Genomic DNA, 15964 nt, shown 5'->3' with positions numbered 1-15964 from the left:
TATCGGTTGAGGGTATGTACCCAAGTTAATCTGACTTGTTCTTCAACCTGTCGCTGCGGGTGTAAGCAAAGTGGCTCTCTAACAACCAAGTGTTCTGAGGTTATTTTTGGGCGACTATCCTGCGGATCTCCTCCAACACTTCAGGATTGGCTATTGCGCCTAAATTTTCTACGCTCCGATTGTTAACGACTTGCTTAACGGCTAACTCAACCAATTTTCCCGAACGGGTTTTAGGTATATCGCTTATTGCGTAAATTGCACTAGGTACATGTCTTGGAGAACATGCAGATTTTAGTTGTGCTTTGATAGAGGCGATCATCTCGTCGTTGAGCTCTATCCCTTTCATTAATTGGACAAATAGCCATATTTGTTCGTTGCGATCGACTTCTTTTCCTACTGCGATGGAATCTAGAATACCGTCTATACTGTTCACTTGCTGATAGATTTCGGCCGTGCCGATTCTTACGCCACCGGGATTCAACGTGGTATCACTTCGACCATAAAACACGTATCCACCAACGCTGGTTTGTTCAACATCGTCGCCGTGGTGCCAAATATTGTCGAACTTATCCCAATAAGCACGATGGTATCTTTCCCCGGTGTCGTTCCAAAAGCCAGCGGGGAAGTTGGGCAATGAATTGGCACAAACCAACTCACCGCGCTCTCCAATTACGCTATTACCTTGTGGGTTAAAGACTCTGACATCGACCCCTAACCCTGCGGATTGGCACTCTCCTCGATAAACGGGAGAAATAGGGTTGCCTAACACAAAGCAGCCACAAATGTCTGTCCCGCCTGAGATTGATGCGAGGTGTACATCTTCTTTAATGTGCTGATAGACATAATCAAACTGCTCTGGATACAGAACCGAGCCCGTTGAACAAATGGTTTTCAGACTTGGAAATGCATCACTTTTCGGCGGAGAAAAAGAAACTTTTTCCAATGCCTCTAGGTATTTCGCCGAAGTTCCAAACAGCGTCACTTCGGCTTGTTCAGCGAGGTCCCAAAGCACGTTATGAGCGGGATAAACAGGGCTACCATCAAAAATTACTAAACATGCGCCGCTCGCGAGTGAAGAAACGTGCCAGTTCCACATCATCCAACCGCAGGTCGTGTAATAAAACACTCTGTCGTTAGGTTGGATGTCGCAATGCAGTTGGTGCTCTTTCAAATGGTTAAGCACTGTTCCGCCGACGGAATGAACGATGCATTTCGGTTTGCCTGTCGTGCCTGAAGAATAGAGCACAAATAGCGGATCGTTAAAATTAACACGAGTAAAAGTTAGCGCTTCGGGTGTGTATTGATTCAGGACGTTTTGCCAATCTTGAGTGCAGACGTCGCATTCAAAAATGTGTGGTTTCAGGTAGCTAATTTGGCAAACCTGTTTAAGACCATCAAGATGATCCGCAATATGCTGGTTTTTCTCAGACATATCGAAAGTTTTGCCATTGAATGTATAGCCATCACAAGTAAACAGGATTTTAGGTTTCACTTGACCAAAGCGCTCCAAAACGCTTTCAACGCCAAAATCAGGTGAGGTAGAAGTCCAGGTTGCCCCTAAACTGGTGGTTGCTAACATGGCTATCACCGTTTGAGGTAAGTGAGGCAAATAGCCAGCGACGACATCACCTTGCTTGATTCCACATTCTTTCAACCATTGCTGGACACTCGAAACTTCTTCACACAATTGTTTCCATGTGTAGGTTTGCTTTTCTTCACGTTCATTTTCAAACCAAATCGCGAGATCATCGGGTTGGTGACACGCGTAGGTTAGCAAATTTTCGGCGTAGTTAATCTGCGCGTTTGGGAACCATTTCATGTCCCTATTTTCGACGGGTTGCTGCCAGCGACTTTCTGCTTGCTCCTTTACGGTCTCTCCTTGAGTACCAATGACGTCGCAGAATAACCAGACTTCTTGCCAAAATTTTTCCACATGATCGAGCGACCATTGATGCAGATCGGCGAAGTTTTCAATGGTATTTCCTTGTCGATTAATGTGTTCAATAAACTGTGTGATGTTGGCTTCTTCGATACGACTTTCGCTCGGTTGCCATACTTTGCTGCTCTCGCGCATAGGTCCCTCTATAACAAAGTGGTAACAGATTTTAGTTTGAGAGGAATACACGATAAAGTCAAACAAGCTAGATATTATATCGTGTCATAAAAATCATGCAGTTACGACGTGTTGTAAACAATATGTTACATCGGATTGATACTGAGAAAATCGTGTGGGGATTGGAAGCTCTCAAGACTGAAGATAGGCTTAATGTAAAGGATTTGTTAATGGAGATGTGCCATGACTCAGTATCGTTCTAAACCCGTAAACCAGGAAGGCAGGGTTGAATGGAGCCGTGAAGAAGACGCCATTTGGCGAGATTTGGTAACACGACAAATGGGTGTGATCCAAAACAGAGCTTGTAAGGCTTATTTACACGGTTTAACGCTGCTTGATTTACCTCACGACCGCGTTCCTCAATTGCCAGAAATTAATCGTGTCCTGATGGAGACAACAGGTTGGCAAGTGGAGCCCGTTCCTGCGCTTATTGACTTCGACCGTTTTTTTAATCTGCTCGGTAATAAGCGCTTTCCCGTCGCCACATTCTTGCGTACCAGAGAAGAGTTCGATTACTTGCAAGAGCCGGATTTCTTCCATGAAATATTTGGTCATTGTGCGATGTTAACCAACCCAGATTTTGCTGCATTTACCGAACATTATGGTCAACTAGGGCAAGCCGCTACACCAAAACAAAGAGCGTATCTCGCTCGTCTCTACTGGTTTACCGTAGAATTTGGCTTGGTGAAAGAAGGGGACAAAACCAAAATTTACGGTGGTGGTATTCTCTCATCTCCTGGCGAAACCCTCTACGCATTAGAGAGTGATGTAGCAATTCGCGACCCATTTGAATTACAAACTGTGCTGAGAACGCCTTATCGTATCGACATCATGCAACCGAAGTACTACGTGATTGATGACTTTTCTCAGCTCTTTAAAATCAGTCAGTTAAATTTATTGAAACAAGCCGATCTAGCGATTGAAGCTGGACTGCTTCCTCCACTTTTTGAACCAAAGGAACCTGCTCATGTTGAATGAACAAAAATGCGAAGCTTGTAGTATCGATGCCATTGCACTAAGCAAAGAAGAACAACAATCTCTGCTGCTGCAATTGTCTGATTGGCAGATCATTGAAAGAGAAGACATACCTCAACTAGAAAAGGTGTATAAATTTAAGAACTTCAAACAAGCATGGGCTTTCAGTAACAAAATCGCGGAACTGGCAGAAGATGAGTTCCACCATCCTTCTATTTTGTTGGAGTGGGGTAAGGTCACCGTAACTTGGTGGAGTCACTCGATCAAAGGTCTGCATAAGAACGATTTTATCTGCGCATCAAAATGTGACGCGCTAGCATCGGCAGAGTAGGACATTACCTCATACAAAAAACGCCCGGCTTACGTCGGGCGTTTTGGTTCTAAATGACTTTTACATTACTTTATAGATTGATTCGGAAGACGGATGTCGTGCCCGATACCTCATTGCCAACAGCGATAAAATGACCACCACTACGGGTAAAGTAATTGATGGATTCTGGGCCTAAATCGCCTGCTTTTGGATTGTATGTGCCGTTCGCGCATTCACCATCTTCGACTTCTGTACACACTGGCTGATTGTAATCACGACGGTTTACGTAATGTAGGAACTGCGCTTGTTTCGGATCGGTAATGTCATAAATCATGATACCGCCTTGACGCTCCAAGCCGATAAACGCGTAATGACGACCGTTAATTTGTGCTACTTCAATCGCCTCTGGCTCAATGCCTTTATCATCACTTCGGTCATCGCCACTGTGATTGTTATCGTTGGTACTGTTGAAGTTTTTACCTTCATTCAGCAGCGCGATGGTCGCGAAATCGTCACCACTATCGAACACCAACTTGCCGTTTTCATCCCAAATCGAGAATGAACGTGCGCCAAATGCTTGAACCTTATCTTGTGCAGAAAGCGTTTGTGCCGGCTTAATCACTTTTAAACGCGCGAGTTGTTTGTTGTCTTTTAGTGCCTCTGCCAATGGGTGTTCTGCTTCTACTTTCAGCTTCTTACCGCGCACTTCATCAATATGGCTTAAACAGCTCCCTTGCTCAGATGTGTATTCATCTGTACCAAGGTAATCGTCTTCATCCCACATAAAGCCAGCTTTGTCGCACAGTTCTTGAGTGGTTTTGAATCCGTACTCACGCCCGTCGCCTTCATTTGCGGATACGATGTAAGTACTCCCATTCACTGAGTAGCTGTCGATGGTGTCAGGCATAAATAAGCCAACCAGTTGTGGGTAGCTTTTCAAGTTTCCAATAATTTTGTCTTTGTTAGATGCATCGAGTTTAGCGTCCGACCAAGACTTCTCACCTAAGCCAACAATTTTTTCTACCGATTTGCTCACTGGATTGACGATTGTCATGGCGTTATTTTCTTGTAGCGCGACATAGATTTTACCGTTATCTGCAAAAGTGAGGTATTCAGGCTCTAGATCTTGAGCGATAGTGGCGTTTGGCCCCGAAATACGCACATTCATTGGGAGCTCTGCTTTTCGTGAACCATCAAACTCATTAAAGCCAATTTGTGTCACTTCTGCTTGAGTAACGCCAAGGTTCAGATCGATCAAAGTGACGCTACCTTCAGGATCGACGCTGTAATCGCTGTTTGGTTCGCCCTCATTAGCGGTTGCGATGTATCGGCCATCTTTCGAGAAGCCCACCATGTCTGGCAATGCGCCTGTTGGGAACGTCGTGACTAATGACAAATCGTCGGAGCGGTACAAACCAACAATACCATTCGCTTGTTTATTACTGTTTTCAATCGCAACCGCGACCAAACCATTGAATACAGCGACACTGTTTGCAGCGCCAATTTCAACGCCAGCTGCTTCGCCAGCGCTGTTGAGATCAATGAATGCGGTTTGCGTTGGTACGCCGTTGTCATCCATAGAAAGTACATCGACACGTTTTGCTTCAGCATTGATCACATAGAGCTTATCCGTACAGGCGTCATAACTGACGATTTCAGCTGCCGATGTGTCGAATGGGGCATCAGCAACGGATGTCCCGATAAACGTTAACCCTTGAATTGAAGTTTCCCCAGCAACGGGCGCAGTGGTAGGTTTGCATTGTGTAGCGAATGAAGCCACGGTATCTTCGGGTTGTGATGAACACGCGATGGCAAGTGATGACAATGCGAGTGCACCGATTGCCTTTAAAGGGGTGATCATGATATCTCCTTATCAATCCGATACGTTGTCAATCAGCATGGGGTTTATGCTTCTGTCCATTTCCGCAATTGGAATGATGGAACGCTGAATGACGTGTGATTTGGTAAGGCTCTGAATATATGTATGATTGATGACTCTTATATTGGCTTTTTATGAAACTAATGTGTCATCAAAATGATGAAGTAGGGATAGAGGAATAATGGAATTAAAATCGTTTTTAGATTTGTTGGCAGCTTCACCAGAGCAGGTCGAATTTGAAGCAACGATGGCGGTGATCGAAGAAAACTATACGTTTGAGCCAACCGCTTTTGTTAATGGTGAGACGCAAAACAACGCGGGTGAGAACAACGGTTCGTGTAAGATCTTCGCTTTCGGCTTGCTAAATAACCTAGACAAAGAAGCGACGCTAGCCTGCTTTGGCCGTTTTTATCGTGAAGATGTATTGCAGCATCCAGAGAACAGCGATCACCAGAATATTCGTAATTTTATGGTGAGAGGGTGGGATGGTATTAGGTTTGAAGCACCCGCTTTAACCGCTAAATAAACACCAGTCAGAAAACGCAGAACAGTAAGCCAGTCGTATTATGCGACTGGCTTTTTTTCTAGACATTTTCGGCACAAACACAGCTGGTTGGCGCTTGGCTTGGGTAAATCACGGGTTTCAATAGTAAAGCACCAACAGGTTTCTTTGCCTGCGGCGATATCACAATGGGCTTGAGTCCCGCACTCAGGACAATTGTGCGTTGAATCTTTCCCTGCGATTTGTTCGATAATCGTATCTCGTTGGAGATCGGTTTTGTCTTTCCATTGGATGATTTCATCCATCGTTCGGTGACAACCAGAGCATATTCCGGCGTTATTTTTACATGCTGCTCGACAAGGTGACTTCATTGCTTTCTCGTTCTCATTTTTTATGCCGCGTACTCTAGCACAAAGCGAGTCAAGGCCGCCAAAATAAACGTGAGTGCGATTTGCTGGTGAGGAGAGGGCGGCAGTGATATTCTTGGACGAGTTACCTCAAATCTTTGTCACTTATGTTAGAAAAAGAAAACCTCATTAAACTCGCTAGAATGCAAATGCCATTTGGGAAATATGCAGGGCGAGTGTTAATCGACCTACCTGAAGAATACTTATTGTGGTTCGATAAAAAGGGCTGGCCAAGCGGCGAACTAGGGGATTTGCTCAAGCTGTGTTTAGCGCTCAAAATTGAAGGCTTAGATAGTGTCGTGAAGCCTTTGAAGCGTATGTAACTAGCCACAGAAACTCCCACTTTTAATGAAAAGACTTATTATGAATTTTGATATCGATGCACTGAAACACCACCAATTGGTCGAAGATGGTAAATTAGAGGGATGTTACATTCATCAGCCAGCTCAAGGTAGCCAGCAAGATGACAAAGCTGTTTTGGCAGAGCGCCAAGCGTTGGAAAAAATGGGGTATAAGGTAATACAGGTTAAAGCTAAAGGCGGGACAACAACGTTTGCCGAGGCGATGCAAAAGCTTGCGAAGGAAACTGGTCACCTGCCTAAGGAGTAAGTGAGTGTAACCTGCCACAGCTTCCCTAGTTATTCCACGATACCATGTGTTTTCATTCAAAAGAGCCAGACCGTTAGGCTGACTCTTTTTTGCTCCAAACCCGTTGAGAGCTTAAACATTTATCGTATCAATAAAGTCCTTCAGTAGAGAAACCAGTTAGTTGCATAAATAACGAGAAGGACTAGAAGACCTAGAAGGAATGGGAAGGTTAGCATCATTGCGAACTTTTTCTTGAAGCTTGGTTTATTGAATACCACGCCTTCGGCTTCCCTTACTCTTCGCTCTTCATCAAAATGCCATTTAATAGCTAAGTAAGCTCCAATACCTAATACAATAAGCTTAAAAGCTCCAGCAAAGTACGGAAAGAAGTTAGCCCAACTGTCGTTCATTATCCATCTCTCTCAAATTAAATATGGGCTTTACGGTAGCAGAATCCAAGGCTCATGTTTAGTGCGTTCCCAAAGTCAGGTGCCCTGACTGGCACAAGCCTACTGATACTGCTAACTGTCCACAACTCTCTTTGCAATATCCTTGGTTATTAATGATTTAATAGAAAAGGACTCGAACATTTATATCAGTGGCGTGTCTGTATGGTTTGTAACGTCTTTGCCCCATTCCAATTTAGCTCGTTCGATCGTCTCTTTGCCTAATAGTTCCCATTTATAATGATCTTGCGTGGTTCAAGGCCCATTTCATCCAATGTTACCGTTGCCAGCCCATCAACATGTGCAGTATAGGGTCTGAGTTTTGAGTGGATACAACCTTCTCGGATTAGCCACTATATCGTTCACGATGATCAACAGCCAAGGTCAGGTCACGCGTTTGTCTCACAGCCTAAAATTGCAAGTGAGAACCGCGGTCACAGTAAAGAATTTGTTTTGAATCATCTTGGGTTTGCCATCATGCCAAGATTTATGATGGAGAAAGAGTTAGCTCGAGGAGATTAAGTTCGCATCCTATTTGATGTACACGACTTGGAGAACCCGACTTATGCGGTGTACTAACTAATAGAAAGCTTCGATGCCGCTTCGAGTTGAGTTCTTGAAGAAAAAGGCCGGTGCGTTTGAATAGCATCGAACGCCACCTATTAAACTCAGTATTCCCAAAGCAAAGCCCACCGACAAGTGGGCTTTGTTCTCTTTCAATAACGAAAATAATAACTAGTAGCTCGCTTGAATGCTGACACCGCTATAGTTTGAGTAACCTTGAATCATGACGTGGTAACGTCCACTTTGTGTCGCGCTGACCGTACATGTTTCATTGTTACCGTATTTGAAAGGTCGGCAGTCCCATGCGTTCAGTGCTGGTTTTGCACCAAAACGGAGATACAGGTCCGCATCACCGCTGCCACCATACATTTGTACGGTTAAGCGCTGCCCAGCTTCTACATCAACATAGTAATACGCGACTTGACCGGTTGAGCCACTTAAACCGCTCACTGGCACACCCGAGGTTAACTTACCTTCTGGATCCGGTGTTGGATCTGGGCCACCACAGTCTTGGCCACAATCAGCATCCGTTAAGCTATAAAGTAGCTTGTTCACGCTGCCTCTTGTGTCCGTCACCTTTCCGCTAGTTGCGCGACTAACGATCAAGGCCTCTACTTGGCTTGGAGATAACGAAGTGTTTTCTTGAAGATACAGTGCTGCTACACCCGCTACATGTGGCGTCGCCATCGATGTACCACTAATGGTTTTGTAACCACCGTCATACCACGCAGATTTGATTTGTGAGCCTGGCGCAAACACATCCACACAACTGCCCCAGTTTGAAAAACTCGAACGTGCATCCGTGCTTGTGGTCGAACCGACAGTCACTCCTGTAGCTACGCGTGCTGGAGAGTAGTTACATGCATCGGCGTTGGAGTTACCTGCTGCTAGCATAAAGCTGACACCTGATTGAACCGCACTTTGCACTGCGCTATCTAGAGCAACAGATTGACCGCCACCTAAACTCATGTTGGCGACTGAAGGTCCGGAAGCGTTCGCAGCCACCCAGTCCACACCGGCAATAACACCAGACGTAGAACCCGATCCGGTACAGCTCAATACTCTCACGCCGACAAGGTTGACGTTTTTCGCAACACCATACAAGCTGCCGCCAATGGTGCCCGCAACGTGTGTCCCGTGTCCATTACAGTCACTTGCATCTGCATCGTTGTCGACAAAGTCATACCCTGAAACTGAGCGACCACCGAACTCAACATGTGCATTATTCACACCAGTATCGATAATATAAGCCGTTACCCCAGTCCCATCAAAGTTGGCACTGTAGTTGTTATCGAGTGGCAAGTTACGTTGGTCGATTCGGTCTAGTCCCCAAATGGCATTGGTTTGATTTGCGTCTGCCGAGACTATTGGGTCAAGCGATAGGATTCTGTCTTGCTCAATGTAGTCCACACGAGGATCAGAACGCAGATCTTTTAGTTGCTCAGGACTCAAGTTAGCGACAAATCCACTGATCGAGTGGTCAAAAACCGACTCCACTTGTATCGAATATAAACCGGACATGCGGTCTACAGACTGTTGCGTGAATTGCTCGAATTCCGGTGAGCTGCTCGCCATCATTTGCGGTTGTTGAAATACCACTATATATCGATCTGCAATGGCGATGTCGTCCGGTGCAAGCATCAAAGTGGTAGGCAATGTGTCGGGAGCTTGTTGTAACTCTGCACTGTCCGCAATCTCATTGGGTTGCGAAAAAGCGAGAGAAGAATGAAAACAGAGCGCGGAGGTGATACAACAACTTAGTAGTTTCTTTAACATAAAATGTTCCTTGAAATCATAGTCTTGTTGATTTTACCTAGTACCAAACTGTCAACACGAAAACACAGACAATCAGCGTAGTACGCTCAATACGTGCTGCAGTGACGTTACACAAATCAAACTAGACAATGAGCAACAACATGCATAACTGATAATAATTCACATACTCAGAAACATGATCAATAACCAAGCTTTATTGAAATTGAAATGCAAAGATTCATTTAGATTTAGAGCAAAATCCCTAAAATAGAATAATTCTACACACCTGGCTTATTGCCTGTTATATGCACTATTCTTACCGATAATTTACGCAATAAAAACCTAACTATCCTTTCATTGGTCATGACTCAAATTGGTTGATAGATGTTAATATAGCCACCTGGTTTCTGATGTTTTTTAACTCATGGCTACTATCCAAGTTCAATGTCGTTTCTGTAATAAAACAGAGCCCGTCCGTGAACATGGAAAAGGGCATTCTGGCTTTCCTCGTTTCAGGCATATCGAGTGTCGAAAGGGCTTTCAACTCGATTAAGTTTACGAAGTCCGCAAGCCAGATGTAAAAGAAAAAATTGTCGATATGTCAATGAATAGCTCTGGAGTTAGGGAAACAGCACAAGTGTTGAATGTCGCATACAACACGGTATTGAGCACTTTAAAAAATATCGCCAAGGTAAGTAACCTCAATCCCTTTCGATAGAGCAAATATCAGACTAATTTGTAAACTTGAAAGGCTAGCTGCATTGGTTGAGGAATATGAGGAAAACACTTCCCCATTTAAGAACTGCAACACACCTTTGCCCCATTCCGTGCCAGTGACGCAGGTGGTTTGACCTACTTTCACTTATCTGTGTAGTGTCTGGTAAGTCGGAGAACTATCATCTTATACTTTATTTGTTGTACAGTTTATGGTTATAAACGTCGTTAATTTTCATACGTATTGAGCGCTTGCAGCAGCAAAGGCTTAACGATGGGGTAGATTTGATTTAAACGCAACTGGTAGAAATCAAACGCTTCTTTCCAAGACTCTTCGTTCTGCCAGTCAAGAGTTATTACAGGTAGCGAGATTTTTAGCTTCTCTGGGACAAATTCAGAGTCCTTCGGCAATAGTGGCATCAATGACTCTCGCCTTGCATACAGGTACTCAAACAAGTATTGTCCAAGTGCGTCATTTCTGAACCTCACAAAGACACCCACCTCATTGGGTTTAGATCGGTAAGTTGTTATCCAACTATTGTGTGCCCTTGGTGGTAACTCGAACCATAAGTGCCCCTTAGCCGAAGGGGTTGGTAACCTTACACTAGTGTCATCAAGCTCAAGATAATCAAGCAAGGCACTCCAATACTCATAGGATTGACCAGAACCTTTGTTTGTGGCTGATTCATTTTGCTCGTTGGTGGATTCAAGTTTCTCAGTAACTTCACTACTTACTTGATTAATCGAAATCACTCGGCGCTCAGTAATTTCAGTTTTGCGCATCACTTGAGGATTCACGAGCAGTTGTTCGCCTGGCATGTGGAAGATCTGCACCTCAACCATGGCAAAAGAAAACTCCATTGATGCATACGTATTAAGAAAGTCCTTTATCTCAAAAGCCCCCTCTCGAATACCATCGCCCACTACCAATAATAAGAAGCGGCCTTTTGAGAGGTTTCGCTGGACCGAATCAATGAATGAGGCTTCTAATACTTCATGGCCATCCGCCTTAACCAATTCAAAAAGCGACAGACCACCATTAATTGCACAAACCTTAGTATCAAGTTCGTCGTAGCTCCAATTCATCAAGTCTTTAGCGTAATCGAGTATCTGTCCAATCACTTCTCTACGAGATTGAGGATTCCGATAGAGTTTGGTTTCCGCGATGACCAATCGGCCCGATGGCGTCACATAGATGCAGTCCACTCGACCCGACTTAGTGGCAAGCTCCATACACACTGGTACCGCACCGGTATAGTCCGCATCAATCTCATAAAAGGGTAATAGGTCAGCGTTAGCAAAGATAAGTTGCTGTAACCACTTCTCATCGTAGATACCTGTTGCCTGCAACTCGACTCGTTGAAGCCTCTGAACGCTGCTTTCGGGGGATACGATGATTGGACCATTGCTCATGAAAGAACTCCGTTGCTACCTAAAAACGCTGAGAAAAACAAACCATAAGATTAGCCCAATGCATTACTTTATGGCGTTCACGAAGTCTCATTTTCCTACTTTGACTTGATGACTTCATTAGTCAGCGAGCAGTTCAGCACGCCCATAAGAGCAAGCTATTGCACTCTCGTGATGCAGTCGGATGGGAAGGCGTGTTGGATAACTCAATTCTGCCCCAAAACTGTTTAGCTCAAAATTCCTGACCACTTTCTCATGTCATTTCTTGACCTACTTTTGTTAATGGCAGATTATGAGTCTAGTTGAGCACTTACTACCATACAGACATGTTCTGCAATTTGTGAGTGTAAGGAAGAATAAGACTGATAGAACAGTATGTTGCTGGCGTTGTGTCTTTATTTTCTGAAAATATTATAAAGACAATGTCTGCTGAAACGCACTGTTATAGGGCATTCAGATCCAGCTGCCTAAGTTTTAGAATTTATGTTCACACAGAGGGATTATGGGAAGTCAAAACCAAATAAAATCTAAGTTGCTTGAAATGGAAGGCGGAAAATTTCAAAGACTCTGTGATGATTGGCTGTATAGAAAGGGGTATGAAAATATAAACCCTATTGGAATGATGAATACAACTGACCGAGTTGTTAAAGGTACGCCAGACTGTCTGTTTATGCAGAAGAATGGAAAGTATATTTTTTCGGAATATACCGTTCAACAGGAGCGTCTAGCCAATAAACTAAAAGATGACATTGAAAAGTGCTTTGATGAAAATAAAACAAGCATTCCTGTAGATGAAATCAGTGAAATAATCATATGTTATTTGGGTAAACTTACTACGGAAGAAATCAACGAACTTAGAACCCTTTGCTACGAAAGAGGAGTAATGTTGACTCTCAATGGTCTTGATTCAATTTCTTTGAGCATTAAAAATTCTTATCCAGTCCTATCAGAAGAGTATTTAGATTTACCATTAGATACTGGTCAGTTGTTGAGTATTGATGATTTTATTGAAAGATATGGTAGAAGCAATTTTACAACGTCTATCGACAATGAGTTGCTATTCTGTGATGACTTGCTAAGTAATGCAGTCAGCACTCTGAATTCTTCTAATTTTCTACTTGTATCAGGTGCAGCCGGGTTAGGAAAAACATTATTTTCAGTAAATTTGGCAAAACAAGTCCAACAAGAAAACAACAACACAAATGTTGTTTGTCTTTTTGATAAAGGTGCAGACCTAATAAGGGATATAACCGCATGCTTTAGCGAACCAGGGGATTATCTTATTTTTGTCGACGATGCAAACAGACTAGACAATCGACTTGATTACATACTTCACTATCTAAATGAAAAAGATGAAAGCCGGACTTTTCGAATTATCGCTACAGTACGAGATTATGCACGAGAATCCGTTATAGAAAAGGTTAGTAAATATACCGAACTTCATGAGCAGGTCATTACCCCTTTAACTGATGAGCAGATTAAAGAGTTGTCTGAAACATTATTTGGAATTAAAAATGGGGAGTACCAAAAAAGAATACAAGAAATATCCTGCGGCAATCCACGACTGGCTGTAATGGCATCAAAAGTTGCTATAGAAACAAATAAAATAGAGTCTATCCAAAATGTTACTTCCTTATATAGCGATTACTTTGGGGAGAACGAGAATGTAAAACTTGTGCTTAACGATGAGAGGTTGGTTGTTGCGGCTTGCGCTATTTCTTTCTTTAGAAAAATTGACAAACTTAATGAACAGCAAATGGGTATGGTGGAAAATTCCTTCGGGATACAGGCTGAGGAATTTTGGGAAATTGTTGATATCTTACATAAAAACGAAATAGTCGATTTGTATGAAAGCGAAGTAGTGAAGATATCTGACCAAGTTCTATCTACTTACCTTTTTTATATACCCGTATTTGAAAAGAAGATAATACCATTCTCATTAATCGTTAAAGATTTCTATCCTGACTACACAAGAACTATTGTTGATTCACTAAATCCTATCATTAGTGCCTTTGACCAAAGGAAAGTTGTTGCTGGCATTAGGAGTGAGGTTAAAGATATATTTGAAAAATATTCTGAAAGCGAGAGTGTCGATAAATCGATAGAGTTTTTGAGCACTTTTTGGTTTGCCCTGCCAACAGAGGCTTTGGTTTTTTCATCAAAGGTTATTAGCGGAATGCCGGACGTTGATATTAATTGGAAAGATGAAAATTATGAGGAGGCTAAGAACGAGGCAGATAAATCATCTTTAATCAGTTTGTTAACAAGTTTTAGGTATTATGATGAGCAAGAATTTAAAATGTCCTTTGAATTGCTGCTTAAATATCTTGCTAAAAGTAAGGCGTCCCTTGGCTTTGTAATACGAGTGCTGTCTGAACGTTACAATTTTAAGCCTAAAGATTGTCGATACGGCTATTATGTACAATCGTTCATTGTAGATAAGTTGATAGAACAACTGGATAAAGGGGAAAACTACTTATTCAGTCGACTTTTTATTTTAACGGCTAGTTATCTGCTAAAAGTTGAGCACAGGGAGCATCAGTGGTCTCACGGTGATGCAATAAGCATAATAACTTTTAGGCTATCTCCTGATGAATACCTACTCGCTTTAAGAGATAAGATTATCTCAAACCTATCTTTTCTAATGGATAAAGATGAGTTGCAACCTTTCGTTATTGATGTAATTAGTGAGTACATAGGCAGAGCAAGATATGAGGGAGCGGATATGGCTGATGCTGACCTTCCTCTTTTTGAACGATATTTTGTTAAAAAGTTAAATAAGGATAATTTGTCTCACTGCATGATGATGCAAGACTATTGTGAGCACCTTGAATCTTTGGAGTTGAACTATCCAAAGGAGTGGAAAGAAGAATTCTTTAATGAAACGCTTAAACTTTCACACTTACTTCTTGAAGACAGGCATGAGCGGCGCATGCTTGAAATGGGGTATGAGGAATACAATCAATACCGTCATCAGAGTTTAGTTGAGCATTTTGCAGGAATTTCGATAACAGATTTCATTGACTTCATTGATAGGTGTAAAGAATTGAATAATGCCCTGTCGGATAGAGATAGGGGTTACTCATTAAAAAACGGAATCGAAATGAGTCTTCACGCTATGGCTGAATCAGTGCCTGACCTCTTTCCTGAAATTGTATTGAGGTATATGGATTATGATGACTATTTTGAAGTAAATCCTCATTTCTTAGTTACAGACCTGTTTAAGTCTCAATCTAGTAGTGACGTTTTTTCGCTGTTAAATAGCAAAGAATATCGGTGGAAGAAGTTATGGCTATCTACTTATTTTGCATCATTGCCAGAGGAGTCCATTGCCGATGATGACGCTCGCTTATTAATAGAGCACATTAGCAACACGCCAAGTAACGAATTGCATGGTTGGCTAGATTACTTGGATAAGTATAAGAGCATTGACGATGCTATTTATAGCAAAGTAGTCAGAATTCTAACTGATAAATCCCATGAAGATGCTAACTATGCAAGATCACTAGGACACCTATTTAGTAGTCACTCCAGCATATTTGGCAACTGGTTTGAAGCATTTGAGCCAGATGAGGAACTGGTTTTTGATGCATACCTAGCCACCTACAGTCTAGAGCGTTACTGGGATTATTCTGGCGACGCTTTAAAACTTCTTTTAGACAGACGGTTTGCTTTTTTATATAAATTGATCGATCAAATATATGAAAATGAAAGATGGCCTGATTTACACACAAATATGCCAGAGTTAAAGTTTTTGTGGGAAAGAGAGGGCTACATCGAAGAAGTTGAAGAATACGCGAGATATCTTCAGAGTAAAGATGAACACTCTTTCAGGTATAGAGAAAATATATTTAGTAAATTATTCACTAAAGAAAAAGGGAAAACTGAATCGGAAGATATGAATCAGAAAAAACATAATTTTTTCCGCAATGCCGTCAAGAAAAATGCTTCGGATATTAAATTTACGTGTTTTTTATTTCAATCTGCACAATATCTTAGTGAAGAATTCAGGCGGGAACTGTTAGGTCTATTTCTTAGTGAAAATGCTAAATTTGAGGACTTTCAAACGCTAGATTACGAACTAACTACTCGGTCATGGTCGGGAAGTCGAGTTCCCATCTTGGAGGGAGAAAGGAATTTTCTTGAAAGTTTGCTGCCACTTTTTAACTCCATTCAGTTTCTTGAGCATAAATTCTATGTGGAGAAACAAATTGAGGGTAAATTGAAATCTATTGAATATGAAAAGAAGAGAGATTATATGGAAAGCAGATAGCTTGATATGTAGTGAAAGAACACTGCCC

General features: G+C 42.3%; 12 protein-coding genes and 1 pseudogene. 7 read left to right on the top strand and 6 right to left on the bottom strand.

Going from position 1 to position 15964, the window contains the following annotated elements; translation table 11 throughout:
* Positions 1-100 precede the first annotated feature (100 nt).
* Positions 101-2074 (bottom strand): acetoacetate--CoA ligase, encoded by a 1974-nt coding sequence (locus R2S67_RS00065; RefSeq protein WP_258663117.1) that lies wholly within the window; start codon positions 2072-2074, stop codon positions 101-103.
* 222 nt (positions 2075-2296) lie between these two features.
* Between R2S67_RS00065 and phhA the strand changes: the two genes are divergently transcribed.
* Positions 2297-3091: a phenylalanine 4-monooxygenase gene (phhA, locus tag R2S67_RS00060; protein WP_317341662.1), complete on the top strand. Its 795-nt coding sequence runs from the start codon at positions 2297-2299 to the stop codon at positions 3089-3091.
* Positions 3081-3419 (top strand): 4a-hydroxytetrahydrobiopterin dehydratase, encoded by a 339-nt coding sequence (locus tag R2S67_RS00055; protein WP_005375563.1) that lies wholly within the window; start codon positions 3081-3083, stop codon positions 3417-3419. Before phhA ends, R2S67_RS00055 begins: the two co-directional genes overlap by 11 nt.
* 70 nt (positions 3420-3489) lie before the next feature.
* On the opposite strand, the gene R2S67_RS00050 is transcribed toward R2S67_RS00055, so the two are convergent.
* A complete protein-coding gene (locus tag R2S67_RS00050; RefSeq protein WP_317341661.1) occupies positions 3490-5259 on the bottom strand; it encodes a choice-of-anchor I family protein in 1770 nt (589 codons plus the stop codon).
* Between the two features lie 199 nt (positions 5260-5458).
* On the opposite strand from R2S67_RS00050, the gene R2S67_RS00045 reads away from it, so the two are divergent.
* Positions 5459-5803 (top strand): HopJ type III effector protein, encoded by a 345-nt coding sequence (locus tag R2S67_RS00045; protein WP_048625233.1) that lies wholly within the window; start codon positions 5459-5461, stop codon positions 5801-5803.
* A gap of 38 nt (positions 5804-5841) precedes the next feature.
* Here the strand turns inward: R2S67_RS00045 and R2S67_RS00040 are convergent, their stop codons facing one another.
* The gene (locus tag R2S67_RS00040; protein WP_080955956.1) at positions 5842-6150 is read right to left on the bottom strand and encodes a cysteine-rich CWC family protein; all 309 of its coding nucleotides are present in this window, start codon (positions 6148-6150) and stop codon (positions 5842-5844) included.
* A 143-nt stretch (positions 6151-6293) separates the two neighbouring features.
* Between R2S67_RS00040 and R2S67_RS00035 the strand changes: the two genes are divergently transcribed.
* A complete protein-coding gene (locus R2S67_RS00035) occupies positions 6294-6509 on the top strand; it encodes a DUF3820 family protein (protein WP_005375557.1) in 216 nt (71 codons plus the stop codon).
* 40 nt (positions 6510-6549) lie between these two features.
* The gene (locus tag R2S67_RS00030) at positions 6550-6795 is read left to right on the top strand and encodes a hypothetical protein (protein ID WP_046873683.1); all 246 of its coding nucleotides are present in this window, start codon (positions 6550-6552) and stop codon (positions 6793-6795) included.
* 140 nt (positions 6796-6935) lie between these two features.
* Here the strand turns inward: R2S67_RS00030 and R2S67_RS00025 are convergent, their stop codons facing one another.
* Together R2S67_RS00025 and R2S67_RS00020 are read right to left on the bottom strand one after the other, a co-directional pair.
* Entirely contained in the window at positions 6936-7184 is a 249-nt protein-coding gene (locus R2S67_RS00025) for a hypothetical protein (RefSeq protein ID WP_317341624.1), read from the bottom strand.
* Positions 7185-7955: 771 nt separating this feature from the next.
* Entirely contained in the window at positions 7956-9560 is a 1605-nt protein-coding gene (locus tag R2S67_RS00020) for a S8 family peptidase (protein WP_317341623.1), read from the bottom strand.
* A gap of 403 nt (positions 9561-9963) precedes the next feature.
* Between R2S67_RS00020 and R2S67_RS00015 the strand changes: the two are divergent.
* A pseudogene (locus R2S67_RS00015) lies at positions 9964-10288 on the top strand (transposase); the annotation flags it as partial.
* A 193-nt stretch (positions 10289-10481) separates the two neighbouring features.
* Here R2S67_RS00015 and R2S67_RS00010 read toward each other — a convergent pair.
* Positions 10482-11666, bottom strand: a complete 1185-nt coding sequence (locus R2S67_RS00010; protein ID WP_317341622.1) for a hypothetical protein — start codon at positions 11664-11666, stop codon at positions 10482-10484.
* 499 nt (positions 11667-12165) lie between these two features.
* On the opposite strand from R2S67_RS00010, the gene R2S67_RS00005 reads away from it, so the two are divergent.
* Positions 12166-15936, top strand: a complete 3771-nt coding sequence (locus R2S67_RS00005; protein ID WP_317341621.1) for a DNA replication protein — start codon at positions 12166-12168, stop codon at positions 15934-15936.
* Positions 15937-15964 lie beyond the last annotated feature (28 nt).

It is taken from the genome of Vibrio sp. T13N, assembly GCF_032970445.1.
Taxonomy (GTDB): Bacteria; Pseudomonadota; Gammaproteobacteria; order Enterobacterales; family Vibrionaceae; genus Vibrio; species Vibrio diabolicus.
Note: the sequence above shows the minus strand (reverse complement) of the source record. Positions and strands in the feature narration are given on the sequence as shown.